The organism is Mycoplasma wenyonii str. Massachusetts, from assembly GCF_000277795.1.
In the GTDB taxonomy this organism is placed as follows: Bacteria; Bacillota_I; Bacilli_A; order Mycoplasmatales; family Mycoplasmoidaceae; genus Eperythrozoon_A; species Eperythrozoon_A wenyonii.
The window spans coordinates 61,657-86,671 of sequence record NC_018149.1; the positions used below are offsets into that span (position 1 = coordinate 61,657).

The following is a 25,015-nucleotide window of genomic DNA, read 5'->3' on the forward strand; positions in this document are numbered from 1 at the left end:
TTAGATAATTAACAGTTAGTTCTTAATTCTTTAATTGTCAAGATCTTTTTCAAAGATCCATTTAGAACTACCCAGAGCGGGAGGCTGACCTTTTATTAAAGATCCTATACATGGAGAAATAACCTTTGAGGGTAATTCTTTCTGACTCTATTCCCTACTTAATACAGTTGAATTTCAAAGACTTAGAGAGATTAGTCAATTAGGCTTTCTGAGAGAGAACTTTCCCGGAGCAACTCACACAAGACTCTCTCATTCTTTAGGTGTTTATGCTCTAACCTCTAAATTCATTAATCACTTTCTCTCTCTAGGTGATCTAAGCTCTCTAGAAGACCAACTAGAAATTGACTTGTGTTTATCTACCGCTCTATTACATGACATCGGACATGGCCCCTTTTCTCATTTCTTTGAGAAATTCCTTCCGGACTTCTCTCACGAACAAATGACTAGACAACTAATACTAAATAAAGACTCCAAATTATATGAATTACTCTCAGAGAGATCTAAGGTACACGGGAAAGAAGAAAGTTACTTTCCTGAAGAAATAGTCAAGATTCTCTCTAAAAAGAGTGGAAGAGAGTGAATAGAAGAGTTAATAGCCTCAAAGATAGATGTAGATAGACTAGACTATCTGCTCAGAGATAAATACTTCTGCGGTAGTTTCACTCTTTCTATAGATACCAATCTAATCATTAAGTGAACTAGATTATTAAGACTTAATGGAACTAGAAAGTTGTGTTTTCTAGAGAAAGCTAACTATCAAAGATGTTCTCTCCTTCTCTCAAGAGACTATATGCACAAGGAGATATATGGTAACTTATCTGCTTGTTCTTATCAAGCAATGCTATTAGCTATTCTCAGAGAGTTAAAGAAAAGCTTCAATAGTAGGTTTAAAGATAATAGTTTTTATGACTTATTCTTACCCCTATTCTTTGAAGAGCCAGGCAAGTGAAAGCTCTCGGAGTTTTTGAAACTAAATGACTATAGTATGTTAGCTAGAATAGATGAGTTATTCCTAGAACTAGAAAAGAATAGTTTAGGAGCAGAGACTCTCTATTCTTTACTACTACTCTTTAAGGGATATTCAGAAGATAGTAAGCACATACTAACAAGAATGAGAACAGAAGAGTTAAAAGAGTTTCAGAAATTCTCTGAAAATAGAGAACAAGACATTGTCTTAATTACAGAGATATTCTCATTAATTGCGGAGATAAATGAAGTAGATAGAACTCAAACTCTAGAGTACTTAGATTGAGAATCTAAGGAATTCAAGCAAGTAGAGTTAATACTTCCCGCAACTAATAAGAGCACCACTTACTTTGTATTAATTACTAAACAATTAAATAAAGAGTGAATAGAATTTAAAGTTAAGTGTGAAAAAACTCTAAACTCTCTTAGTTAGTGAGACACAGCACTAGAGATTTAATGAATATTGCTTATGAGTCAGCTAAAGATAATTTCGGCAACACTAGTTTCAACTTTGCAGCTTTGTGAGCAAAGACTTGATCAGTAGCTAAAGAGTTCAGAAAGGATAGTATAGAGAACTGAATAGGAGCTTTCTATACTGAACTATTAATTGATCCTAGATTTGTGTATGTAGGTAATCAACAATGAAGGCTGAGAGAGTTTATGGACTACAACGAATATCTAAAAGAAATAGGTAAGAGAGCTCAAGATGTTCAACTAAAGGAACCTGAATCTGCTGAAGGAGAGGCCAAGGAAAAGGTAGAAGTTAAGAAGAGAGGTAGAGGAAGAAAGAGTGCTCTACCCGAACCTACTGACACAATAGCTACAGTAGTAGAGGCGCAAGAAAAAGATACTCAACCTATTGAAACTGAAGAAGTAAATCTAGATGAAGATATGGTTATCCCTGCCTCTACAAGACCACAAGAAAGTGAGGATGATGAAGATAACTATGAGTAAACAATATGGTGCTCCTACCCAGACTCGAACTGGGACGATATCAAATATCAGTAGCTCTTGAGGCTACCGTGTCTGCCAATTCCACCATAAGAGCCTATATTTAGATTAATCTTTTAATATTTTTTTCTCATTAAGAAATATCTTGTTTAGGTTCTAGAAAGACCATTAAAGCTCTAAAAAATCACTTATTGAATGATGAGATACAAGGGGATACATTTAGATTGGTCGAGGGAGAAGGTAACTCTAGAGTTGTTAGTAGAGAAGAGATGTTTAGTATTGCAAAACAAAAACAACTAGATTTAGTACTAGTCAATAACAGAATAGATCCTCCAGTAGTTAAGTTACTTAATTACAGTGAGTTTCAAAGAGAGCAATCCAGACTTAACTATCAATCAGCTAAGAAGGAGAAGAGCAAAGCTCCTACTAAGCTCAAATCCATTACTTTGAAGCTAAAGATAGATGAACACGATCTCAAGTGAAAGGTTAAGAAAACCAGAGATTGACTAGGTTCTGGTGAAAAAGTTCAACTGATTATCAGAACTCCCTACGAGATCTCTGAAACTAAGGCTATAGTGGCAAAGAATTTATTTGAGAAATTCAGTGAGTTAGTGAAAGAAGAAGGAAAACCTGCAGATCTCCTAAAGCTAGTTAGTCCCTCTCAATACTCTTGTACTTTCCACCCACTAACAGAGAATAAGAAGTAAGAATTTATTTACTATCTCCATTGAGAATTGTTTTGATATCTTTTGGACTTTCTGTTGTGTCCCCATTACACTTCGGCTCACTTTTCCCATTGGATTGACAATAACTCTGAGGGCTTAACTTAAAAGAATCCTTTAAATCCTTTGTCTTTAATAACAACTTAGTAAATAAGTTTTTAAGTCCGTTATTTTCTTCATTAACCTTTTCTTTCTTAAAAACTAAGTTCAGCTCTTTTTGCAGTTTTGGGCTGTTATTTGTTGATTGAGTCCCCTTTAACTTGATCTCTTTATAACCCTGCAGTCAATCTTTGTTTTGTTCGTAAAAAGAAGAAGGTAAGAAGATTACTGCATCTAGGTTGCTATTTTGACTAAATCTCTCGAGAGCTAAGAAGTTATTCTCAGGAATCTCTATTACCTGAATATCTTTATCAATTTGATCCTTTATTTTTTCCTTAAATACAGTCTTATTTAGATTAGATCTCTCATGCCCCCCCTCTCTAATAAAAAAAACTAGCTCTTTGCAATTATTGCCATTTTGTAATAACTTGTCCAGTAAGTCACCATTTTGATTGCCATTACCCTTCAAAGCATCACACTTCGTTTCACTTTTGTAAATCAAAGAAATAGGATCATCAGCTAGTCTAGCTTCTTGATATCCATTATTCCCTGATTTAGAAAGAGAAGTTAAAGCAAAATCAGAGATTCCCTCTTCTAATGATTCTCTTCCTCCTGCAGAACCAGTAGGTATAACACTAACAGTTGTGTCACTATCTTTAATTAGTTGCTGTATAGGTTCAAATAGAGAGCCACTACCTTCTAAAGTAATTACCTTTAATCCCTTATCTTGAGTAGCTAGTACGGGAAAGATAACTGAAGTTGGTATTCCAATAACACCAAGGATTTTTAAAAACCCAGCTTGCAAGCCCACTATATTATTACAATCAAGTTAATTTTCTGTTATGTCCAATAAGGAGTTAATCGCAAAACTAAGAAAAGAAACACTAGCTCCTTTTTCTTCTTGTATTAAAGCTCTACAAGAATCTAACAATAATTTTGAAGAAGCTAAAAAGCTCCTATTTAAACAAAGTATCTTAAAAGCTAAATCCAACAATCAAGGAGATAGTTCTCTACCAGAAGGAAGATTACTAGCAGTTAGCCCTTCAGATCTATCTTTTGGTGCAATAGTTCATTTAAGAGCTCAAACAGATTTTGTTACCAACTCCCAGTCTTTTGTAAATCTACAAAAAGAAATAGGAGAGATTGTATTATCTGAATACTCTAAGAAGTCAGAATTTCCCTCTTTCGTAATAAATCAATCAGAACTATTAGAGCTGAAGTCTACTACAGATAATCTCTCTGTAGAAGAGAAGATAGCTACTGTTTCTTCCATTACTAAAGAAGAAATTAAGCTGGGAGAGTGTTGAGTATCTGAGAAAAAAGAAAGTTACTTTACTCTTAGTTACACCCACTACAATGCACAATTAACAGCTTTACTAACCCTTAAAGCTAACTCTAAGAGTTACTCAGAGTTCAGTGAAGAAGAGCTAAAAGAGATAAGAAAACTAATTATTCACTTAGCAGGAACAGACTCTCTATTTCTAACTAAAGAAGATGTGACCCAAGAGTGAATCTCTAAAGAATCAGAAGCACTTAAAGAGAGCATGTTAAAGAAGAATCCTAGCTTAAAGAATGTAGAGCAAATAGTAGAGAAACAAATACCTAAGAGAGCTGGAGAAGTAACCTTCACAGAACAAGCATTTATCTTAGATTCCTCCACTAAGATGTCTTCTATCTTAGAAAAATTTGATTTAACTCCTATTTGAGCAAAAAAGATAGCACTTTAGCTCAGAAAGCATTAGAATCCAGAAGGAGGGGATAAGAAAGTAGAGAGAAAATAAAGTGTCAATTACAGATTCTCCTGCATTTCTAAATTAAAGAAATAAAACATAGATCTATAATTTTTATTCCTTTACTTTCTCTCTTTGGAATAATCTTTATTTAGGTATGGTTACAAAAGTTGAAAGTACTGAAACACAAGTAACGAAAATCAAACCTTCTACAACTAAAGCTAAAAAAACCACCACAACCAAATCTACTAAATCTAAAACTACCAAAAAGGTAGTAAAGAAGACTACAAAGACTACAGATGAGACAGCTAAAACAACAAGAACTAGCTCAAAAATATCAACTCCTGAGGAAAAGAAACTCTATAAGCACAATCTAGAAAAGCTTGAATCTATAAAAGAAAAAGTACTAGCCATTCAAGCTTTAAAGAAAGCTGAAACAAATAACTTCGAGAAAGTTTTTGTTTTAGAGGCTGGTAATAAAAAAGCTAAGACTAAGAGCAATAAAGGTCTATTTACTTCTATTTGAGCTGTAGTCTTTAACCAAGCAACTAAGCCCAGAAGAGGTAAGAACAAAATCTCTGAGGAAGAGCTTTTATTAGTACTAGAAGATCTTGAACTTATTCCTGATGAAGTTTGAGATACTCTCGCTCTCAGATTAACCAAGAATGAGATCAAAATTACTGAATTAACTCCAGAGGAACAAGCAGATCACTTAGATGTTCAAGATGAGAACATATCTAGCTTTAAGTACTATCACGCCTCAACTACAAAAGATAAGATGAGTGACTCATCTAAATCTTTCTTATCTACTCTTTGTTTCTCTAAGATGTTGACTGCAGATGAAGAAAAACAAATAGCTCAATTAATGGATATCCCTGAAAAAAGAGGTTTCGCAGAGAAACAATTAATGACCTCTAACTTAAGACTAGTTATCTCTGTTGCGAAGAAATATTTAAATTGTGGATTTAGTCTTGGAGACCTTATCCAAGAAGGAGTCTTTGGGCTGAGAAAAGCTATTACTAAGTTTGACTACAAATTTGGTAATAAGTTCTCAACTTATGCAACTTGGTGGATAAGACAAGCTATTACTAGATCTATTGCTGACCAATCCAAGATCATCAGAATTCCAGTTCATATGATGGAAGTAATTAATAAGTTAGTTAAAGCAGAAAAAGATCTAATACTGAAGAATGGACACACTCCCACTCTAGAAGAACTTTCTGTTGAGATGCAAAAATATGGAACTCAATACACTCCCAGAAAGATTAGTGAGATCAAAAAGATTAATGTTGATCTAGTCTCGCTAGATAAACCTATTTCTAGCAATGAAAACTCTAACTTTGCAGACTTTGTTAGTGATGAAGATGAGATTAATCCTGAGAGCTTAGCCGCTAGAAGTCTCGCAGGAGAAAAACTAGATATTTTTATTAAAGAAGCACTTAGCAAAGAAGAATATCAAATAATTTCTTGACTTTATGGTTTAAATAATCAATCAGCTAGAACACATGAAGAAATAGCTTTGCTATTGTTAAAAGATTCAAAATACCAAAACTTACTTAAAGGAAAGGCTTTGAAAGACTCTCCAGAATTAGAAACTAAAAAAGGGTCAAAGAGAAAGAAGTCAGAAACCGCTGGAGGTAGAGGGGGTCACAATACCACAACTAAGAAATTAATTGATTGAGTAAAACATACAGAAAGCTCTGCACTCAAAAAGTTGAAACACAAAGCCAGAACTGAAGAGTTAGATAGTTCTCTACTATCTTTCTTTTCTGGAACTGACTATTAAGTTAAGTCTTTCTCAACTAGTTAGCTTTTCTAGCTAACTAATTAGATATGTCTTCTTGTCACACCATAGAACAACATATTTTTGAAGCTAGAAATCACAAATGCACTGATAGCACTTATTTCTTCGGATTAGGGGGAATAGAAGAGATAGGTAAAAACTGTTACTGCATAGAACACAAAGAAGAAATACTAATACTAGACTTTGGAATTAAGTTTGGGAATAAACAAACTCAACCTGGAGTTACTGGTTTAGTTGCTAATCTAGAGTACTTAATTAAAGAGAAGTCAAAAATAGTCGGCTTGTTTATAACTCACGGGCATGAAGACCACATAGGAGGTATTGTTCACCTCTTAAATAGAATAGATATTCCTGTAATATATGCCCCTGCATTAGCTTCAGAGCTAATAAAGAAAAAGATAGAAGAACACAAACCAACTTATGAACCTAAGATGGTTGTCTATAACTCTTCTTCTCTATTCTTTACTAAATACTTTGGAATAGATTTCTTCGAGGTAAATCACTCAATTCCAGACTCATTTGGTTTTTCTATCTCAACCCCTAATGGTTATATAGCTTTCAGTGGTGACTTCAGATTTGACTTAAAGAACAAGATAAATAGCAAAGCCTTTCAAAGACTTATAAATATAGGTTCTAGAGAAGTAGACTTGCTTCTCTGTGAGTCCACTGCAGCTGCACAACCTGGATTCAATGAAAGTGAACTAACTATTATTCAAGAGCTGAAGAATATTATCTCTTCAGCTAAGGGAAGAATAATAATTACCTTCTTCGCTTCTAACCTAGGAAGAATAGAAGAAATAGTTAAGTTAGCTAACTCTAAAGGGAGAAGAATAGCTATCTTTGGTAGATCAATTGAAAGTAGCTTGAAGTGTTCACAGGCAGCTGGACTACTAAATAACTATGATCTCAAGAATAGTATGGTTTCAGCTCAAGAACTAGATTCTATTCCTGACGATCAAGTCTTAATTATCTGTACAGGCTCCCAAGGAGAAGAATCCTCCGCACTAAGTATTATCTCTAAAGGTTCTCATCCTTTTATCTCTCTGAAACCAACAGATGATATTATCTTTTCTTCTAATGCCATTCCAGGAAATAAACAAGCTATTAATGAATTAGTTAACAGACTCTATAAGACTGGTTGCAATATTCACTTAAATTCCAGTGAGTGCAGAATACATGCCTCTGGTCACGCAACCAAGCTAGAACAACAACTATTCATTTCCTTTATCTCTCCGAAATACCTTGCACCTATTCACGGAGAAAAGAAGATGTTACATGATCTCAAAAGAAATGTAGTTGAGTTGAATATTGTCAATAAAGACAATATTTTTATATTGAAGAATGGTTCCAGACTAGAGTTAACTAATAGAGAAGTAAAAAGAGCTCCTGAGAAAGATCTAAAGTTCTCTCAAGCCTTTTATGTAATAGAGAACAAATTAACTGATAAAGGAAAAGAGATCTTAGATGAAAGAACTCACTTAGCTTCTCATGGACTATTAGTTGTCTCTATAGCTCTTTGTTTAAAAACTAAGGTAATTCACTCTATCTCTCCTATCTCTACTATTGGCTCTCTTTCTTTTTCTATCTCTGTAGATCTATTCAGAGATCTAAATAGATTAATAAGACAAAAAGTAGAGTATCTCTTAAAAAACCTTACTTTTGAACTTAATAAAGAAAGTGTCTCTAAATCTGTTAGCTCTTTAGTAGAAGAGTTTTTCTCTACTAACAGAAAGAATCAAAAAGTACCTAAAACAGTTATTGTGGTGGAAGATATTGAATACTCTAAGTTATGAGAAGACTCTATAACAGCTGACTATAAATCTAATGAACAACAAACAACTAAGTCTTAGTTAGTTAAGTAGTTCTAAAGGAAGTTATTTAGCTGGACTCGCTTGAACTGCTTGTTGCCCCTGAACTACCGCCTCCCCCGCTTGATGCTCCGTTCTGCCCTTGCCTCGCTTCTGTCGCAGGAGCTTTTTCACCAGGTTGTTTTTTAACATCTACTCCTCCATCACCAATTTGTGATTCTTTTTTCTCTACAACAGCACCTGCATGAACATTTGTGTACTCCTGTTGAGACAAATAAGCAATTCCACCAATACTACCACCTACACCACCAATAGCTAATAACTTAAAGAAGATATTCATTAATTACTAGTAAGTAAAGCTTAAGTGTTAAAGAAGTATATTATTACTTTCTAAGTATTTATTAACCATTTCAACTACTTCTTTTTCAGTAGTTAGTTCTAGAGCTTGTTCAACTAACTTTTCGGCCTCTGAGAAGCTTATATTATTTAAGACTCTCTTAATCATAGGAATTGAAGAGGCAGACATAGACAGCTTATCAACTCCCATTCCAATTAATAGCACTGCTGATTGAGGAGAGCTAGCCATTTCACCACAAACACTAACTTCTATCTTCGCCTCATTAGCATTCTTAACAACCATATTTAGTATTCTCAAAACTCCAGGTGAGTTTGGTTGATAAAGATTGTTTACATTCTCAGACATTCTATCTACTGCATTTGTATATTGAATTAAGTCATTGGAACCAATAGAGAAGAAATCAGCAACTTTAGCAAGTTGTTTAGAGATCAAGGCAGCTCCTGGAACTTCAATCATTAAACCTACAGGAATCTTGTCTGCTAATTTATGACCCTCAACCTCTAGTTGATGTTTTACTTCCACAACCATTCTCTTAGCCTCAATGAATTCCTCAAAGGTAGTAATCATAGGAAACATAATCTTTATATTTCCATCTGCACTAGCTCTCAATATAGCTCTTAATTGAGCTATAAATTGTTCTCTCTCATTAAGACTCATTCTTATAGCTCTGTAACCTAAGAAAGGATTCATTTCTTCTGGGAACTCATAGTAGTCTAAGTGTTTATCTCCCCCTATATCTAGAGTTCTGATGGTTAAGCTTTCGTCATCATGTAGATCCATAAGAGTCTTTCTGTAAGCAGAGTATTGAATCTCTTCTGAAGGTCAATCTCTACTTTTCATATATAGAAACTCTGTTCTAAAGAGTCCAACCCCTTCTCCCCCAAACTCTCTAACCTTAGACATATCGGAAGGTTGTCCAATATTTCCTAAGATAGGAATATTCTTACCATCCAAGGTCTTACATTTCTTAGATTTGTAGTTTTCTCAAATTAACTTAGTTTCTTCAAACTTTTGCTCTCTCATTTGTAACTCCTTTAATAGTTGTTCATTTGAATCTAGATTTAGATATACAATTCCTGAGCTAGCATCTACAGCAATTGTTTCTCCTTGTTTAATAACTTCTAGTGCATCTTTTGCAGAGACTATAGCGGGAAAGCCCATAGTCTTAGCCATGATAGCAGAGTGACTAGTAACTCCTCCTAACTCAGTAATAAAAGCCTTTATGTATTTCTTGTTTAGTAGAGAGGTTTCACTAGGAGTTAAGTCTTTAGCAACTACTATACATTCACTATTAATAGCACTGATTTCATTGCTATCGATATTAAGAGCTATTGTTAATAGTCTCTCTTTTAAGTCATTCATATCAGCAGCTCTTTCTTGAAAGTAACTATCTGACATCTCTTTAAAGGTTTGAGCATATCTGTCATATACAGAATTAATTGCTCAAGCAATTGAGCAATTCTCACTAAATAGCTTTTCTTTAATTTCTGTTCTGATCTCTACATCTTTAAGTATTTCCTTGTGGGCTCTAAAGATATCTGCTTTTTCTTCAGAGATGTTTTGAGAAGCTAATGTAATTAACTGATCAATTTGTTTAAGAGCTTTTTCTTCAATACTTTGAAAGGTATAGAACTCATTATCAGGAGTAGTATTAGATTCTTTTTCAAACTTAAGCTCTGCTTTTTGTAGTATGTAAGCCTTTCCTACTACAACCCCTTCTCCAATTCCTAATGCCTTAATTTGAGTTAGCATTCTTGCTATCTAAGAATTAGAGTTTCAAGACTTTAATTAAAGATTTTGTCAGTAATAAAAAAGAAAAAAGACACTTATATTAATTTAAAGAAAAAACTAAGAGTCTTCAGACTCTTCTTTCACTTCTTTAGATTGATCTAACTCTCCACTTTCTCTTTTTTCTTCCTCTTCTCACGCCTTAAGTTGAGCTTCTAGGGCCTTCTTTCTTTCTAATCTTTGTTGCTTCATCTTACCTCAAATAGTGTCTGTTGAGAATTGAGGTTCTTCTTCTTTTTCTTCCTCAATAATCTCTTCAACACTATTAATTCTTTCTATAAAGCTCTTTAGTTTCATATCAACTATTTGTTTTGCTTCAGCCATCTCTACCTGTTCTTTGTACTTAGTCTTAATAACTCCTAATAGATAGTTAGTTAATTTATCTTCCTTTTCAACTATCTTCTTTAGTTCCTCCTTTTCCTTATCAATAGTTGTGTGACAAAGCTCAACTATTTGTTCTTTTCCAATAGTTGGTAGAGAGAGATAGAATTCAACAACTTGCTCTATATCAGCCATAGGAGAAATAAGTTTCTTACAACACTCTCTTATCTTTCAGTTATTGAACTTAAATTCAGTTATCCTGTATGACTTATATAGCTCTTCTACTAACTTAGTTAAGAAATTAACTAGGTTTTCAAAAGCTTTTTCACTTCCCTTAATAGACTGAAAGATCTTGAGTACAAAATAAGAGTTAGCTCAATCTTTAAGTATTTGTTGCACTCTATAACACTCTCAAAAGAAGTCATACCCAGCTACAATCTCTTGTCTTTCTCTCTCAGCCAACTTACTACTTTCTATCCCCTTAATAGCATTATTTAGTTGATCTTGATTAGCCTCAAAAATTAACTCTTCTTTCTCTTCTACAGATAACTTAATAGCTGGAATACAACTCTCAGGAATGAATAAGTAGTCTGCTTCAGACATCTTACTTCTAGATCGAACCAATCTAGATTCACTCTCTATTCAGCTAAAAGTTTCATTGGCAAAGATATCTTCTTCTCCTTTAGTCATCTTTTCAATAAAGTGTTTCTTGATCTGAACAGTAGCTTGTTCAATAGCCTTATAAGAAGCTAAGTTCTTTATCTCAGCTCTACCCGTTCTTGCCTCTCCATACTCATCAATTAAAGAGACATTTAGATCAACTCTTAATTGACCACTCTCTAACTCCGCTTTAGAGAGCTTTAAGAGAAAAGAGAGAAATCTAATTATCTTTACACACTCTATGGCCTCTTCAGCACTCTTTAGCTCTGGCTCAGTAACTATTTCTATTAGAGGAACTCCTAGTCTTTGCAGAGATAATTGGTAGTTCTTTTGAGGACCATCATAAGATGAATGAGCTGCAGTGTCTTCTTCTAAAGCAACAGAGCTAATACTTATCTTTTGCTTTAAGTTAGGTAAAAAGATATAACCCCCTTTACCTATAGGGTTTGAGTGTTGAGTTAGTTGATAACCTCTAGGGAGATCAAAGTAAAAGTAGGACTTTCTCTCAAAAGTTAACTCTTTAGGAATAACAGTATTTAAAGCTCAAGCCATTTTGTAAGCAGACTTAATAGCAGAGGTATTTATCTGTGGAAGTGTTCCAATAAGTCCCAAAGAGGTATAGGAAGTATCTTCTATTCGAGTAACGGAAAAGGCTTTATATTCAGTGTTTAAAGCTAAATGGATCTCTAACCCAATCTTGAACTGAAAGTTAGTTTGTAACTCTCCCTCCAATCTAAAGTAGATTATTTGACTCTAAGAATTTAACTGCAGAGAGTAAATATTGATCTTCTCCTCTCTTGCAAGTCAAATGAAGTCCAATATATACCACTGAAGCCTTAGAGTGTACTTTAGCTTCATACTCTAGTCAAGGAATAGAGATAGCAGGAGCTCCACTAAAGTTAGACATTAGTAGTGCAGAACTAAAGTTGTCTACTTGATAGTCATTAGAGTAAGTAGCTAGTAATGGAGCTATTGTTGGGGTTGTAGGAGAGACTAATATCTTTCCCCTTGAAAAGATATTGTTCATCTTTTCAACATATACAGACATTAGCTTTCTAGCATTTAGGTATATATCTTGATAGTTTGATTGATATAGAAAGAAATAACCTACTAGATGTCTTAGTTGAACTTCTCTACCCATTCTATCTCTCAGTATTTGTGACTTTTCTTTGTAGTCATCTGAGACTTGAAAGCCTTTTAAAGCTTTCTTATTAACTATTGATCTACCTAGATTTTCTGAGTTATCACCCTTAACTCCTAACCAAGGAGTGACTATTCCATTAAGAGAGAAATAGTGAGTTATTAACTCACTGTAGGCAATGATCTTATAGGTTAGTTCAGCTAGATCAAGGGGAATTCAACCAAAACTTTCAGAGCTTAACTGACAAGAAGGTTCTTGCTTGAGTCTATTAAGTAGGTTGTAGTAATTCTTTTTAAGCTCTAATTCTTGTTGAGAGAGAGTTCTACCTTCTGGATATTGCAGTAATTCTTTAATTACTACAAAGCTGAATTTCTCTGGTTTATCTTCAGAAAGATAAGACTTTAAGGGTTTTTTTGGGAATTTGTGAAAGTCTCTTCTTTGACTCTTTAAGGTAGTTAGATCTAAAGGATCTGGCCCTGAAATAACACTTAAGACCCCTGCAATAACTCCAACAGAGTTAGAGATAATAGATGGAGTATCTAGTAAGGTACAGAGAGGGAGTATTCCTTCTCTAGAAACTAGCCCAAAAGAAGGTTTAAAGCCATATATAGAACAATAAGATGCTGGGGTTCTTATTGAACCTCCAGTATCTGTTCCTATTGCGAAGTCAACTAAACCTTTACTAACTAGATAAGCCGCTCCTGAACTTGAACCCCCACAAATTCTATCTTCATCATATGGATTACCTAGTATTCCTGTATTACAGAAGACTCCTGCACTTCCCATTCCAAATTCATCTAGTGCAGATGAACAGATGTGAATAGCTCCTGCTTGAACTAATCTTTCGTATATAGTTGCTGAGAAAGGGGGATGATGATACAACAAGGAATCAGAACCCCCAGAAGATAATTTGTCTTTGATATAGATAGAGTTCTTAAGGGAGAAAACCAAACTTCTAATTGGTTGTTTCTTTGAAGGGAATACAAGAGATCTAACTCGTTGTCACTTAATGAGAGGGAAGTTCTCTCTTGCTTTATCTTTTCAGCTTTCATCAGACTCTATAACAGCTTCAGAGGGAATAGAAGATAATAGCTTACTGCTATTATCTCTTAGGATGTCTAAAACTTGTTGTGTTAGTTGTTTGTTAATCAGAGGCTAAAACTCTCTAAGACTAATTTATTGTATGTGGGGAGATAAAGCTCTTTTCTTCCTCTTCCACTTGTTTTTTATAAAAACTATCTATTTCTTTAAGAGTTAGGGAATCATGAGATTTAAAGGGCTCAACCTTCTCTAAAGGCAGTTTGCTAAGTCTTATTAAATCTGGCTTCATAGACTCAATTAACTTAACAGCTTCTTCAACTACTTCTTCTGAAGGAGAGATTAATAGAGATTTAGAAGCCTTTTCTATTATCTCTCTTATGGACTTATTGTCAAGAAAAAGGGGACTTCTCTCCCCTTCGTCTGACACTTAACTAGTAAAAACTAGTATTCGAAAGAATCGTAGATATCTGAGATCTCACCAGCAACTAATTCCTTTAGTTTTTTAGAAGGAGCTAGTTTAGGTACTTCTCTTGCAGGAATTTCAATCTTTTCCTTAGTAGAAGGATTAACTCCTTGTCTAGGACTTCTCTTAACAATTTTTAGCTGACCTATACCCAAAACAGGAACAGTATTACTCTTCTTTAGTTCTTCTAGTAAAACGTATTGAAACTCGCTCAAAACGTTTTGAGCTATCTTAGTTGTACAACCAACCTTACTAGATATTTTTTCCAGTAAATCCTTTTTTTTCAAACTATCCTTTTACTTCTTCTGCGATTCTTGCTTTTAGTGTTCTAGAGAAAGCAAATCTAGGAACTCATCTTGCAGGAATAGTAATAGGTTTTTTAGTTGCTGGGTTAAGTCCTTTTCTTTCAGCACTCTTAGTAATTTTGACCTTTCCTCAATTAAGAACTGTAAATTCCTTATTTTGAATTGCTTGGTCCATAACTATTTCTGCATAACTGTTCAAAACTGAATTAACTTGATCCTTAGTTAACTTGGTTTTACTTGCGATTGCTGAAAGTAATTCTGACTTATTCATCTATTAATTAACTACTTAGTTATCTAAACTACAAAAAATTATACTAACTTTTTTTGTAATACAGCTTTATTGGTGAATAAATACATTTCAAAGAAGTTCTAAATTGGCTCTCTATAAGCCTCAACTGCTGTGTATTTATGCTATCTGGATTAGAGCAATGTATTACAAAAGTGGGAATAGAAGAGTTAACTTGTTTGATCTCATTTAGAGTTACTGCTTTAGTTGAGTTAAGTAAGAATAAATTAGCTCTAGATAAGAAACTATTTAGTTCAAACTCTGAGAAAGATCTACTACTTTCTTTCTTTATTAGAGCCAAAGCTTCAAATAATTTATCTAATCTCTTAGAGTATTTAGAGCTAAGAAAGACTATAGGGGCTCAACTAAGAAAGTAGAACTTCTTTCTAATTTGTTTTTCATATGCATCTCTTTCTGGTCCTGTTGCATAGTCTAGGAGATCTCACTTATTAACTACTATGATCACAGGCAAGTTAGAGTTAAAAACTTCTTTCGCAACCTTGTCATCTAAGTAGTTAAGAGAAGAGTCTAGATCAACTACAAAGAGCAATATATTTGCAAACTTAATCGCCTTCTGGGCTCTAGTAAAAGATAGATGATCTAACTCCTCATTTCTTAGTCCCACTTTCTTTAATTTCTTTCAACCTGGACTGTCAATTAATAGATACTCTTCTCCCTTGTAACTCAGCTTGTATTCCACTAAATCTATGGTTGTTCCTTCGACTGAAGAAACAATAATAGAGTTAGAGTTCAGAAGTGCATTAACTAGTGAAGACTTTCCCACATTCACCTTCCCAATAATAGCTAGCTTCAATAGATGTTGTTGGTTCTCTTGAGTTTCTCTTTTTTCTCCAGAGAGACAAACTTCTTCTATCTTTGATCTCAAAACCTCGACATTGATATTGTGTTCTGCAGAGATCAATAAAGGATCTTTGAAACCTAATTTTTGAGCCTCAAAAACACTGTGTTCCTTTCTATTCTTCTTTGAGTCAATCTTGTTTGCTATTAATAAGACTGGACAAGTAGCAAACTTGTGCAGCAATTTAGAGATCTTTTGTTCTATTAACCTAATTCCATCTGTTTGTGAGTAAACAAAAAGCACTAAAGTAGCTTGTTTAACTTGTTCTATTAGTAATCTATTGATTTCAGATTGAAAGATTGAATCCTCTAGTCTATCTGAATAACCTCCACTATCTATTAGTAGGGCAGTAGAGTTAGACTTTAGAGTCATCTCCCTCATAACTAAATCTCTAGTAAGACTCTCTCTATCTAAAACAATTGAGTGTCTATCTCCAATTAATCTGTTAAATAGCTGTGATTTCCCTACATTAGTTGCTCCAACTATAAGAACTCTAGGTAGAGACATCTAACATCTAGGTACTAGTTTCTTCAGCTAGTGTATTTTGTTAGTTGAGAGCTTAATTTACTTCTATATTTCTCTAGTCTCTCTGATCTATCTCAACTAAAACTAAGCTGTCAAGAATAGAAAGTAGCAATGAATACAAAATCAAGTAGTATCTTTTCTTGTAACTTAACTAATTTAGCTAAAGCAATTATCTTTGCTTTAGAGAGATTGCTCTCTCTAGCAAAGTTACCATATTCTCAATAGATAGTATTTAGTCTTGCTCACTCATAGTCAATAAGAGAAAGAGTATCACTCTCTTCTGAGTAGATTAAGTTCTTAAGACTTATATCATTGTGAGTTAAAAACTTAGGTAAGTCTTGGTATTTCTCCACTAACTCTTTATAGATAGGGAAGAATTTAGAGTATTCTTCTCTTTCTTTTTCTACTTTTGAGATAGTGTCAAAGTGATTGTGTTCTTCTATCCCTTTTAACTTACTCACAGGAATAGAGTGAAAGTTAGTAGCTAACTTTACTATCTTCTCCAGCATATCTTTAGTGAGTTGTCTAGAACTCAGAGGTTTTCCTTCTATTCAGTTGTAGATGGCATTTCCACTAGAACTCTCATAGACTATTAGGTTAGGATCAGGCAATAACTTCAAGACCTCTTGTTCATTCTTTCTAGAAATTAGGTGGTTATTATCAGCTATTCTGACCTTATAAGCTCTTCCATCTAAAAGAGTTAACTTGAAGACTCTATTAGAAAAACCTATTAATACCTTCTTACAGCTTTTTATTTGTGTTCTGTAGTGAGGAAAGCTAACTACAAAGAAGTTTCTGGCTAACTCCTTTGGCACAACAATTTATTTTTTGCTGCTTGTTTTTTCTTCACAACTCTTAACTAATATCTCGCACAGATTGTGAGAGGTAATCATTCAACCAGCAGAGATGTGATACTTTTTTTCTTTCACAGAAGAAGTAGGATAGGCAAGCTTTAACTTAATCTCTCCCTCTTTTAGTCTCTCAATTACAGAGGAGTATCTCCTTTGAACAGACATCTTTCCATCTGGTAGATTGACCATAAGAGACTTAACGTCTTCACTTGCAAATATCTCTGTAGGTCCTAGTATTCTTACTCTCATTGGCTGATCTGGAGGAGCCATTCTCTTAACTGAAACTCTTTCATTTCTTGGGGCCTGCTCTTCCTTTTCCTTCTTAATTTGTGCTTTAAGAGCCTCTTTTAACTCATCTATCTTTGTCTTTGTGGCCATATATTTAAAATTTTAGATCCCTTATTTTAGTAGTTTTAGAGCTCTTTTGCTGTTATCTAACACTATCTTTTTGAGCTCTGAAAGTTCAATTTTCTTAACCTCTGAGATAACTCTTAAGATAGATCTACAGATTGTAGGACCAAGAGCTAAATAGGGAGAGTCACTCTCAACCAACAATCTATCTATAGGAGTTTCAGAGATTAACTCCCTAAATCTCTCAATATCCCTAAAGATCAAAGGTGAAAAGGAGATAAAGCAATCTTTTGAGAGTTCCAATAACTCTCTTAAATTCTCTTTAGTTCCATAAAAAGAGTGAATAATTCCATAGAAGCTAGGCTGTTGCTTTAAGAACTCAATAGCTTCAGTCATTGCATTTCTTATATGTAATACAGAACTTAAGTTGTATTTTCTAGCCAGCTGTAACTGAGCATCTAATCACTTTATTTGTTGCTCATAACTTTCTTCTTTAGTTACTCTGTAGAAATCCAATCCTATCTCCCCAATAGCTAACACCTTGCCTTTGTTTCTCTGAATTATCTCCTCCAACTGATTAATAACTTCTTTCATTTCCTTATTTACTTCAGAGAGGTATAAAGGATGAATTCCAATTGCACAATAGAGCTTCTCAAACTTTTTAGCTTGTTCTATTACCTCTTTAGATTCACTTAAAGAAGTTGCAACATTCAGATACAGAAAGTTAGCTTCTAAGCTTATTAGTCTCTCATAATAAGCACTAAACTCCCTAGAAGTAAAGTGAACATGTGTTTCAAATATCTCCATCTAATCTAGACTGTGCAACTAACTAATAAAGCTACTAAATATCTTCCACTATATCTCCACAAGTCTTTCAAACATATCTCAAATTTAATGCCTTATATCTCCCTAATTCTTTTAGTAGTAGACGGTAGAGTTCCACAACTAAAAGAGCTCTATATCAAAGAAATAAAGAGAAAGTGAGCAAACAAAGAGATATTAGTTATCTTCTCTAAACAGGACTTGCTTCCTTATCCCAAACCGGAACACTCTTTTGATCTTCGAAAACCTAGTTCCAAGAGAGCCATTCTTAGACTAATCAACTCTAAGTTAAAGTCTCTGACTTTGAGCACTAAAGAGTCCACTAACTCTCTCATTATTATGGGAGGGGCAAATAGTGGCAAGTCTAGCCTAATTAATTTATTAATAGGAAGAAAAAAGGTCAAGAAGTCTCCAGAGGCTGGTACTACTAGAGGCATTACTAGACATAAGATACCTGCGACCCCACTCCTAATCTATGACAGCCCAGGTCTATTCCCGACTAACTTAAATAAAGAGCTGAGAATATTATTTAGACTCTTGAATTTCCTTCCCGCGACAGAGGGAGGGCAAGAAGTCATAGGAGAGTGAGCCTATAACTATCTGATTGGCTCTCATCCAGATAAATTGCAAAAACTATTACCTAATTCCCTAGAGAATCTCAGTTACCACTCTTTCTTAAAAGCCTTAGCTCAAAGATATAGATTATTAGAGAAAAGGGGAGAACTTTCTTTAGAGCTAGCTGAACAAAAGTTTCTTCAGCTAATAAGAAATGGAACTATAGGTAATCTTTACTGGTTAATGCCCCCCCCGCTAGGTAATGAGTTCCAGAGGGAAACATCCAAATAAAATGAGGCCCACCAAGAATTCCATTAGACATAGAAAACACCCATTTAATGCCAGACACTCCGAGAGAAATATATATAAAGCTCTCTCTTCATGTGTAAGGAAAAAGAAGTGTTATCTATATAAAGAACTTGTTTTTGAGAGATACAAAGAGAGAATACTTTCTGTAGCTATTTTTTTATTCACTACCTCTCCATTCCTATTCAGGAGAAAGTCAGATAATCTCTTTAACTTTCACTGGAGAAAATATACTCAGATATTTTCTAAGAAAGATAAGATACAACTACTCAACTGTTCTGTTTTATATCTTTTAGAAAATTCTCAATTCTCTAAAACTGATGAGAAAAAAATAAGAGATTTTCTCCCTAAACCAATTCCTTCCTTTAATGAGAATTACTTTCTAATCATTATGAAAAAGAAATCAGAAGATAATGACTTTAACCCGCTGAGTCTTAAATTCAATAAATATCTAAAGTTAATCTCTATTTCCCTTAGACTTTTTGAGATTATTAGATATGAAATTTCTAAAGATTATTCAAAGGTTTTAGAGTTAGTTGAACTTTCACATATCTGAAAGGAAAAGATAAGTGATATTTTTGGATTTAAATCTGAATACATTAACTTTCTTTATTTTTTAAATTTGAAACGCAAGAGAAGGTCTGGGTGAAGTGATTAATCTTTAATAGAAATGGCTGTTAAGAAGAAAGTTAATTCTAGAGCTAAGTCCAGAGCAAAAGAGTTAAAGAAAGAGAGAGTTAGATACGAACTTAGAAGAAGAGCTAAGAAACAAATAAAGAAGCAATTAAGTTTTGTTGTTGAGACCAATAATTTAACTGAAGAAATTATTAAAGAAAAACAAGGAGCTCTCTCTCTCCTCTACAAAACCTTAGATAGTAAGCAAAGCAAAGGCTTAATTACTAAAGGTAGAGCCAATAGACTTAAGTCCAAAAGTACTAAAAAATTAAATCAACTAATTAGTTCAGATGCATAAGCTAACTAAATAAGATAGCAGGAGAAGGAGGAATGCATATATAGTATGTCTCTTTTAAAGTTATTTCACTGTATCCCAGGTTGTGCGGCGATTGCATGTCCATTTGTTCATTTTGGCAAAGCTTTTGAATCGGGGGGGGAGTGATGAGTACCTGGGGCAGAAAACATAACAGTTTTCAGAACAGAAAGTGACGGTAGGGGAGGAAAGTTTTTCACTTATGAGCATGTAAAAGCAGGCTTAGGATTAGTAGGTAAAAAGAAACACAAAAACAACGGCTTAGATCGAATAGCGATTGTAGATTTTAAAAACATTAAAGTTACCAAGAACTCATGAAGTGATAGTCTTAAAGGGGCTGTCAAGATTGCTCAAAAAATCAATTCTGACAAAAGAAAAGATGAATTTCAAGATGTAAATGATGGAATTTCTTGAAAGTTTCTTGGTGTTGAAGGAGAACAAGTTGTTGGATATATGCTTGTTGCTAGATTATCAAGCGCAACAGGTAAACCAATATTGGAATCAGTGAAAGGTAGTTCAGATAGTGTCTCAAGTGAATCATCTAAAGCTCTTGAATTGAAGGATTTAGTCAAAAGGGAAGACGATAAGCCTGTTTGTCAAAATAGAGCCAAGGTCTTTGATTTGATGCTTACAAAGGATTTCAGTATTGAGTGAAGAGATAATAGTTGAAAGTTAGGAGTGATTTCTCCAGAGATTGTTGGTCAAAAACATAAGGATGTAATTCAACAAATGAAGGCAACCTCGACCGGCTGTCAAGATGGTCAAGTGTTTTTTGTAACAAGTAATGTTTATTTCTGACTAAAAAATGGTCATGATGGCCAAGAACGAACAGTATTTAGCGAAGAAAATCAAGGCAGTCAATTCAAAGCACTAAAAGTAAAAGACACAGTCAAGAGTGTAATTTATGACAATATTGAAAATATTGAACTTACACTGAATGGCTTAAAAGACAGTTTTGGACATACTATGAGCTGAGGGGAAGGCTCTAAACCAATAGTTAATCTGCAAATTAAGAGATAGTTAGTTAATCTATTATGTTACCAATCAAATATTTTTTTCCAATGATATTTGCAGGTGTAGTTGGAGCTGTAGTGGCAATGCATTGCAACGATTCTGTGACCAAATCTGCAACACATGAGTCAAAGGCACTAGAACGACAATCTTACTTACTCTACCTTCCTACACAATAATTACTTAGAGAGTTAATTATCTTTTCTATTTAACTTAGAAGGTAAATATTGAGTTTTGTAGGCATTTTTAACCAGAGTTAAGTTCAAACTTCCGATTCATTAGTTCCCTCTTCTTGCTTTAGTGACTGGTAGCTCTGTTTTTTCAATTCTTCCAGTCTTTTGTGTCATCGGAGCTTTCTACTTTATTACTAAAAAAAAGAGAGAGCAACAATCAAAACAACTAAGTAGAAAGGATGATATTTGGTATGTAGTTAAAGAGTACTTAAAGCTCTCAGGCAGACAAGGACACAAATTAGCAGACCTTTCTCTTTATCCTAGAGCTCAATCTATTTCAACTCTAAGAGAATATATCTTTGAGGTTAGGCAAACTCTAAGAGTAGAGAATGCAAGACTCCAAGGAATTAAGTTAAAGGCTAAGAAACCTTCTAAGTTAAATCAACTACTACCTTTTGTTCAAAAACCTATAAAGGTATTTCCTAAAGAAGAGAAATATCAAAGACAAATAGAGCTAAAGACTTTGGTTTTGTTAGCAGAGAAATTCTCTGCTTACAGAGAATACCTAGATATTTATAAACAAGCTATTAAGTCTGAAAAATTCCTAGAGCTAGTTAAGAAAAAATTAATTGGAGAGGCTCTCTCTAAGCTAACTAAGCAAAAAAAGAAGATCATTTCAAGAAATAGATATTTAGTTTGTTTCAGAACTATAGATAAGAATCACTTCTTAACTCCCTGAGAAGCCATAGAAATTGAGCTATTTAAAAATCCAAAGAAAAATTCCAAAGAGAAATACAAAATATTATTTACTTCTGCACTAAATTACAATGAAGAGCTTCACTGAATTTATGCAATGCAACTTAAATATCTAAGAGATAAAAAGAATGTAGAAAAGAGAAGTATAGAGGCTCAAAGAGAGTTAGAGAGAAAGCAAAAAAGAAAAGAGAAGCTTAATAAATTCTTTAGACTAAATAAATCTCAAAAAAAGAGCTAATAACTTATCAGAAAGGCCCTAGAACAGCTATTTAGCTTAAATTACAAAGTCTTTAAGAACTCTATAGAAAGACCTTTTGAGTTAGCTTTTCTCTCTGATAGGCAATTCTCTGAAATAATCTCTAAGCCCGAAGAAGGAGGAATAAATAACTTATTAGGATTCTCTCTCACTGAATATGAAAAAAACAAGATTATTCAGAAGATTACAGAGAAGGCAGAAGAGGCAAGTCACACTAAAGACTTTCTTTCAGCCTTACTGCAACTTTGAGGTGATTTAGCTAATAGGTGTTATTTTTTTAAGGGAACTCTAGAGGATTGAAATAGTTTCTTAAAAAACAAAAGTGAAACTTTTTTAATCTATAACCCAGAGATTCAGCTACAGAACTTCTCTGACTCTGGAATTCACTTAACTCTCAAGCCAGATGTATTGCTTTACTACAAGGGAAGTTGAAGCTTACTCTTACTTTCTTATTCCGCAAAACCTAACTCAACTTATCTATCTAAATTTCTTTTTTTCTTTCTCTCTTTAAAGAAATATCTGGGAATAGAAATTCAAGAATTTGTAATTGCTTGATTTAATGAGTCAGGTCAACTTCAACTATCTAATTACCTTCCAACAGTTAAGAAAGTAACAAAGAGTACCATACCCGATTATTTCAAGATTTCAAGAGCTTTAGGACTTCCAGAGTTTAGAGTAAAGAGTCCTTTTACATTTGTAGAACAAACTTGAGCGGGAAATGACTCAAATGGAGCAGAGCAAAAAAGAGAGAAGATAGTAGAAGCCTTGTTGGAAATGAAAGAGGAATTCCCAAAAAGACTACAACAACTAACTCAACTAGCTAAAAGACTTTTAGAAAATATCCCAGAAGAGCTAGAGATACTCTCGGAGTGACACAAAACAATCAATTGAGAAAGAGAATTTGAGCTAGACAATCTAGAAACCAATCATCAAATCTTTTTGAAATTAATGTTGTTTGAACCAGACTCTGCTAGTTACAAGCAAGTATTGAGTTTTTTGTACCCCAAACTTCCTATTCTCTCCTCTTCAATTACTAGTCTTAAGGGATTTAAGGGAATTTTTGAGTTAATAAGAAAACTAGATATTAACTCTTTTCCAGAGAGTACTAGAGTTGAAGGTTTCTGAGATTATCTATTATCTTTCGCTTATTCCAGTTTTTTTGGAATGGAGGAGGAGGTTAATCATCACTCTTTGTACTCTAAAGAAGGCTACAAGAAATTAAAAAAAGAGCTTTTAGAGATTGAGTGAAAGGTCTACTATGACTTCGAGTCCTATGAAGATACTCTCACTCAACTCTCTCTTCAGATCTTTAGAGGGAAAGAACTCTATCTCAAGGAAAACCTAATACTAGAAGGGAAAGAAGAGTTAGAAGAGTTTGAAAGAGAGCTCATCTTGAAATTAGCCACTCCCTTCTCTCAACTAGCTTTAGAACTCAAAGAGCTAAAGAAAAAAGTAGTTTATATCTCCTTCAATAAGACTTTTGAGTGTGAGTGATTAAAAAAACTTTTTGATAAATACAAAGAGAAAAATAGAAAACTTGCTATCTTGGTCCAATTTATTCAACTACTAACCATTGACTTAAGTGATTGATTTAAATGCTCAAAAAATCTCTCACTTAACTTAATAGGTCCACTAGAAGGAGCTCACAGCCTAAAAAAACTAACTAAGTTAGTTGCTGAAAAGAAATATTCAGAGATAGAGATGGTTCAAGAAGGTAGAACTGCTCAACTCTTATATTTCTACTTCTATCTCTTTGAAGATCCATTAAGCAATAAACATTTAGCCCCTAATAGTTGAATAGTTAAGGAAAGAGGGCCTTCTCCTCTAAAAGAACAACTCAAAGCATATTGTGAGTTAGATGTTGAGAATATGGTCTTAGCTGTGAATTGACTTAAGAAAGAATACAAAAGCCAAAAATATCAACTAGTAAGCCAAGAAGATATTCTAAGCTTTATTAGTTATTTAAAGAATCAACCCCCTTCCGCTTTAGCCCAGTTAATTAAGAATTATGCAATCTGAAGAATTAACTACCATTCTTAAAAGGAATTCCTATATTTTTATTAATTATTCCTAGAACGGCTCAAAAAACTATTGAGGTGAAGAAGAGAGGGGAAGAAAGACTATCAAATCTATCTCAAAACCCTCCTACCTTATCTCCAAATAATCTCCCAAAGTTCTTGTAACCTAAAGCTCTTTTACAAAGACTAAAGGTGCAGTCCCCTCAATTAGAAAGCACAGAGGTAAACCCAACTAAAAAGATTACAAAAGCAATAAATCCAACATCTTGATTGTGAAAGTTTCCCTTTCCGAATCACTCTGACTTAAATGCATAAATACTTAAAGCAGAAAAGACTATTGCAGAAAGTAGTGCAGAGCAAATAGTTCCCTCTAGAGTCTTAGTTGGGCTGTAGTCAGAAAGTCTAGTCGCTCCCAACTTTCTCCCGAATACAAAAGAGAAAGAGTTACTAAAGAAAGAAATAGCAACTACTAGTATTAAGGCTCAAATTGGGAGATAAAAGGCTAATAGAAAGAAAGAAGTTCAGCCTAAATAGTGTTGTTTAGTTAGCTTCCCCCCTACTTTCTTTATTACTAGTGCATCCTCCCCGGTAATATCTGGTAGTAAAAACTTCACAAAGAATCTTCAACTTGTTCTGTTTGCAATAAAGAAATAGAGTTGAAAGAGTAAATATTGAGTGGCATTGGAGATATCTCATTTGCCATTTCTTTTTTCTATACACAAAGTGCAAATCAAAGGAGCAAATATTAAGAATGTAAAGAGTCAATTGAATTTTTGAGCTCTCTTGTAGTAAATTGGAGGGGTTACAAGAGAGAAGATCTCTCTAATACTTCCAAAAACAAAGATGAACCCAAAAATAACTAGAAGAGTTAATCCAGAGTATTTGAAGACTCGAGATCAAACAGTTTGATTTTTAAGAAAACTAAAAAGTTTAGAGAGAGGGAAAGAGTTAGTTCCTTCAGCTAATGTAGGAACAATTCAACAAATTAAGAGAGTAGAAAGGGAAATAAAAAAAGTAAGTAGACAGAAAAAATGTTTTGTCCTATCCTTTCTCTCCTGATCAGAGCATCAGAGAGAAAGCATTTTAGGTAACTACATACCC

Annotated in this window: 27 protein-coding genes and 1 tRNA gene; 13 read left to right on the forward strand and 15 right to left on the reverse strand. The window is 33.9% G+C overall.

Features of this window, described 5'->3' with window-relative positions; all coding sequences use genetic code 4:
- Positions 1–34: 34 nt before the first annotated feature.
- Together WEN_RS00340 and rpoE are read left to right on the forward strand one after the other, a co-directional pair.
- A complete protein-coding gene (locus WEN_RS00340; protein ID WP_014849579.1) occupies positions 35–1,399 on the forward strand; it encodes an HD domain-containing protein in 1,365 nt (454 codons plus the stop codon).
- Positions 1,399–1,920 carry a DNA-directed RNA polymerase subunit delta gene (rpoE, locus tag WEN_RS00345; RefSeq protein ID WP_014849580.1) on the forward strand — a complete coding sequence of 174 codons (522 nt, stop codon included), beginning with the start codon at positions 1,399–1,401 and terminating at the stop codon, positions 1,918–1,920. The genes WEN_RS00340 and rpoE overlap by 1 nt, the downstream gene beginning before the upstream one ends.
- 6 nt (positions 1,921–1,926) lie before the next feature.
- On the opposite strand, the gene WEN_RS00350 is transcribed toward rpoE, so the two are convergent.
- Positions 1,927–2,014 (reverse strand) — tRNA-Leu (locus tag WEN_RS00350).
- 94 nt (positions 2,015–2,108) lie between these two features.
- Here WEN_RS00350 and infC point away from each other — a divergent pair.
- Positions 2,109–2,624 (forward strand): translation initiation factor IF-3, encoded by a 516-nt coding sequence (gene infC, locus WEN_RS00355; protein WP_014849581.1) that lies wholly within the window; start codon positions 2,109–2,111, stop codon positions 2,622–2,624.
- A gap of 4 nt (positions 2,625–2,628) precedes the next feature.
- On the opposite strand, the gene WEN_RS00360 is transcribed toward infC, so the two are convergent.
- Positions 2,629–3,549 carry a hypothetical protein gene (locus tag WEN_RS00360; protein WP_014849582.1) on the reverse strand — a complete coding sequence of 307 codons (921 nt, stop codon included), beginning with the start codon at positions 3,547–3,549 and terminating at the stop codon, positions 2,629–2,631.
- A 31-nt stretch (positions 3,550–3,580) separates the two neighbouring features.
- On the opposite strand from WEN_RS00360, the gene tsf reads away from it, so the two are divergent.
- From tsf to WEN_RS00375, 3 genes are all read left to right on the forward strand, one after another.
- On the forward strand, positions 3,581–4,465 hold the full coding sequence (gene tsf, locus WEN_RS00365; protein ID WP_014849583.1) for a translation elongation factor Ts: 885 nt from the start codon (positions 3,581–3,583) through the stop codon (positions 4,463–4,465).
- 160 nt (positions 4,466–4,625) lie between these two features.
- Positions 4,626–6,254, forward strand: a complete 1,629-nt coding sequence (locus WEN_RS00370) for a sigma-70 family RNA polymerase sigma factor (protein WP_014849584.1) — start codon at positions 4,626–4,628, stop codon at positions 6,252–6,254.
- Positions 6,255–6,301: 47 nt separating this feature from the next.
- Positions 6,302–8,122, forward strand: a complete 1,821-nt coding sequence (locus WEN_RS00375; protein ID WP_014849585.1) for a ribonuclease J — start codon at positions 6,302–6,304, stop codon at positions 8,120–8,122.
- A 28-nt stretch (positions 8,123–8,150) separates the two neighbouring features.
- Here the strand turns inward: WEN_RS00375 and WEN_RS00380 are convergent, their stop codons facing one another.
- From WEN_RS00380 to WEN_RS00430, 11 genes are all read right to left on the reverse strand, one after another.
- Positions 8,151–8,420 (reverse strand): hypothetical protein, encoded by a 270-nt coding sequence (locus tag WEN_RS00380; protein ID WP_014849586.1) that lies wholly within the window; start codon positions 8,418–8,420, stop codon positions 8,151–8,153.
- 27 nt (positions 8,421–8,447) lie between these two features.
- On the reverse strand, positions 8,448–10,190 hold the full coding sequence (ptsP, locus tag WEN_RS00385; protein WP_014849587.1) for a phosphoenolpyruvate--protein phosphotransferase: 1,743 nt from the start codon (positions 10,188–10,190) through the stop codon (positions 8,448–8,450).
- 96 nt (positions 10,191–10,286) lie between these two features.
- The gene (locus tag WEN_RS00390; RefSeq protein WP_014849588.1) at positions 10,287–11,939 is read right to left on the reverse strand and encodes an aspartyl/glutamyl-tRNA amidotransferase subunit B; all 1,653 of its coding nucleotides are present in this window, start codon (positions 11,937–11,939) and stop codon (positions 10,287–10,289) included.
- 1 nt (position 11,940) lies between these two features.
- Complete coding sequence (locus WEN_RS00395) at positions 11,941–13,500, reverse strand: amidase family protein (protein ID WP_043911228.1); 1,560 nt, start codon at positions 13,498–13,500, stop codon at positions 11,941–11,943.
- A gap of 19 nt (positions 13,501–13,519) precedes the next feature.
- Entirely contained in the window at positions 13,520–13,816 is a 297-nt protein-coding gene (locus tag WEN_RS00400; protein WP_014849590.1) for a hypothetical protein, read from the reverse strand.
- Between the two features lie 14 nt (positions 13,817–13,830).
- Positions 13,831–14,139: an HU family DNA-binding protein gene (locus WEN_RS00405; RefSeq protein ID WP_014849591.1), complete on the reverse strand. Its 309-nt coding sequence runs from the start codon at positions 14,137–14,139 to the stop codon at positions 13,831–13,833.
- Between the two features lies 1 nt (position 14,140).
- A complete protein-coding gene (locus WEN_RS00410; RefSeq protein ID WP_014849592.1) occupies positions 14,141–14,428 on the reverse strand; it encodes an HU family DNA-binding protein in 288 nt (95 codons plus the stop codon).
- Positions 14,429–14,471: 43 nt separating this feature from the next.
- Positions 14,472–15,809 carry a ribosome biogenesis GTPase Der gene (gene der / locus WEN_RS00415; protein ID WP_014849593.1) on the reverse strand — a complete coding sequence of 446 codons (1,338 nt, stop codon included), beginning with the start codon at positions 15,807–15,809 and terminating at the stop codon, positions 14,472–14,474.
- 14 nt (positions 15,810–15,823) lie between these two features.
- The gene (locus tag WEN_RS00420; protein WP_014849594.1) at positions 15,824–16,642 is read right to left on the reverse strand and encodes a phosphotransferase; all 819 of its coding nucleotides are present in this window, start codon (positions 16,640–16,642) and stop codon (positions 15,824–15,826) included.
- A 6-nt stretch (positions 16,643–16,648) separates the two neighbouring features.
- Positions 16,649–17,056: an ATP synthase subunit epsilon domain-containing protein gene (locus tag WEN_RS00425; RefSeq protein ID WP_014849595.1), complete on the reverse strand. Its 408-nt coding sequence runs from the start codon at positions 17,054–17,056 to the stop codon at positions 16,649–16,651.
- 21 nt (positions 17,057–17,077) lie between these two features.
- Complete coding sequence (locus WEN_RS00430; RefSeq protein ID WP_014849596.1) at positions 17,078–17,836, reverse strand: TatD family hydrolase; 759 nt, start codon at positions 17,834–17,836, stop codon at positions 17,078–17,080.
- 12 nt (positions 17,837–17,848) lie between these two features.
- Here WEN_RS00430 and WEN_RS00435 point away from each other — a divergent pair, with 12 nt between their 5' ends.
- The 6 genes from WEN_RS00435 (at position 17,849) to WEN_RS00455 (ending at position 21,878) form a co-directional block, all read left to right on the forward strand.
- Entirely contained in the window at positions 17,849–18,697 is an 849-nt protein-coding gene (locus WEN_RS00435) for a GTPase (protein ID WP_014849597.1), read from the forward strand.
- Between the two features lies 1 nt (position 18,698).
- Positions 18,699–19,370, forward strand: coding sequence for a hypothetical protein (locus tag WEN_RS00440; protein WP_014849598.1), 672 nt, complete (start codon positions 18,699–18,701; stop codon positions 19,368–19,370).
- A gap of 12 nt (positions 19,371–19,382) precedes the next feature.
- Entirely contained in the window at positions 19,383–19,685 is a 303-nt protein-coding gene (gene rpsT / locus WEN_RS00445; protein ID WP_014849599.1) for a 30S ribosomal protein S20, read from the forward strand.
- Positions 19,686–19,730: 45 nt separating this feature from the next.
- Positions 19,731–20,720 carry a hypothetical protein gene (locus tag WEN_RS00450; RefSeq protein ID WP_014849600.1) on the forward strand — a complete coding sequence of 330 codons (990 nt, stop codon included), beginning with the start codon at positions 19,731–19,733 and terminating at the stop codon, positions 20,718–20,720.
- A gap of 41 nt (positions 20,721–20,761) precedes the next feature.
- Positions 20,762–20,890 (forward strand): hypothetical protein, encoded by a 129-nt coding sequence (locus WEN_RS03910; protein ID WP_274506145.1) that lies wholly within the window; start codon positions 20,762–20,764, stop codon positions 20,888–20,890.
- A gap of 121 nt (positions 20,891–21,011) precedes the next feature.
- Positions 21,012–21,878, forward strand: a complete 867-nt coding sequence (locus WEN_RS00455; protein WP_014849601.1) for a DUF5385 family protein — start codon at positions 21,012–21,014, stop codon at positions 21,876–21,878.
- Between the two features lie 41 nt (positions 21,879–21,919).
- Here the strand turns inward: WEN_RS00455 and WEN_RS03915 are convergent, their stop codons facing one another.
- Positions 21,920–22,048 carry a hypothetical protein gene (locus WEN_RS03915; protein ID WP_274506146.1) on the reverse strand — a complete coding sequence of 43 codons (129 nt, stop codon included), beginning with the start codon at positions 22,046–22,048 and terminating at the stop codon, positions 21,920–21,922.
- A 256-nt stretch (positions 22,049–22,304) separates the two neighbouring features.
- Between WEN_RS03915 and WEN_RS00465 the strand changes: the two genes are divergently transcribed.
- Positions 22,305–23,936, forward strand: a complete 1,632-nt coding sequence (locus tag WEN_RS00465; RefSeq protein ID WP_014849603.1) for a DUF2779 domain-containing protein — start codon at positions 22,305–22,307, stop codon at positions 23,934–23,936.
- Here WEN_RS00465 and WEN_RS00470 read toward each other — a convergent pair.
- The gene (locus WEN_RS00470; RefSeq protein WP_014849604.1) at positions 23,920–24,996 is read right to left on the reverse strand and encodes a phosphatidate cytidylyltransferase; all 1,077 of its coding nucleotides are present in this window, start codon (positions 24,994–24,996) and stop codon (positions 23,920–23,922) included. The genes WEN_RS00465 and WEN_RS00470 overlap by 17 nt on opposite strands.
- Between the last annotated feature and the right edge of the window lie 19 nt (positions 24,997–25,015).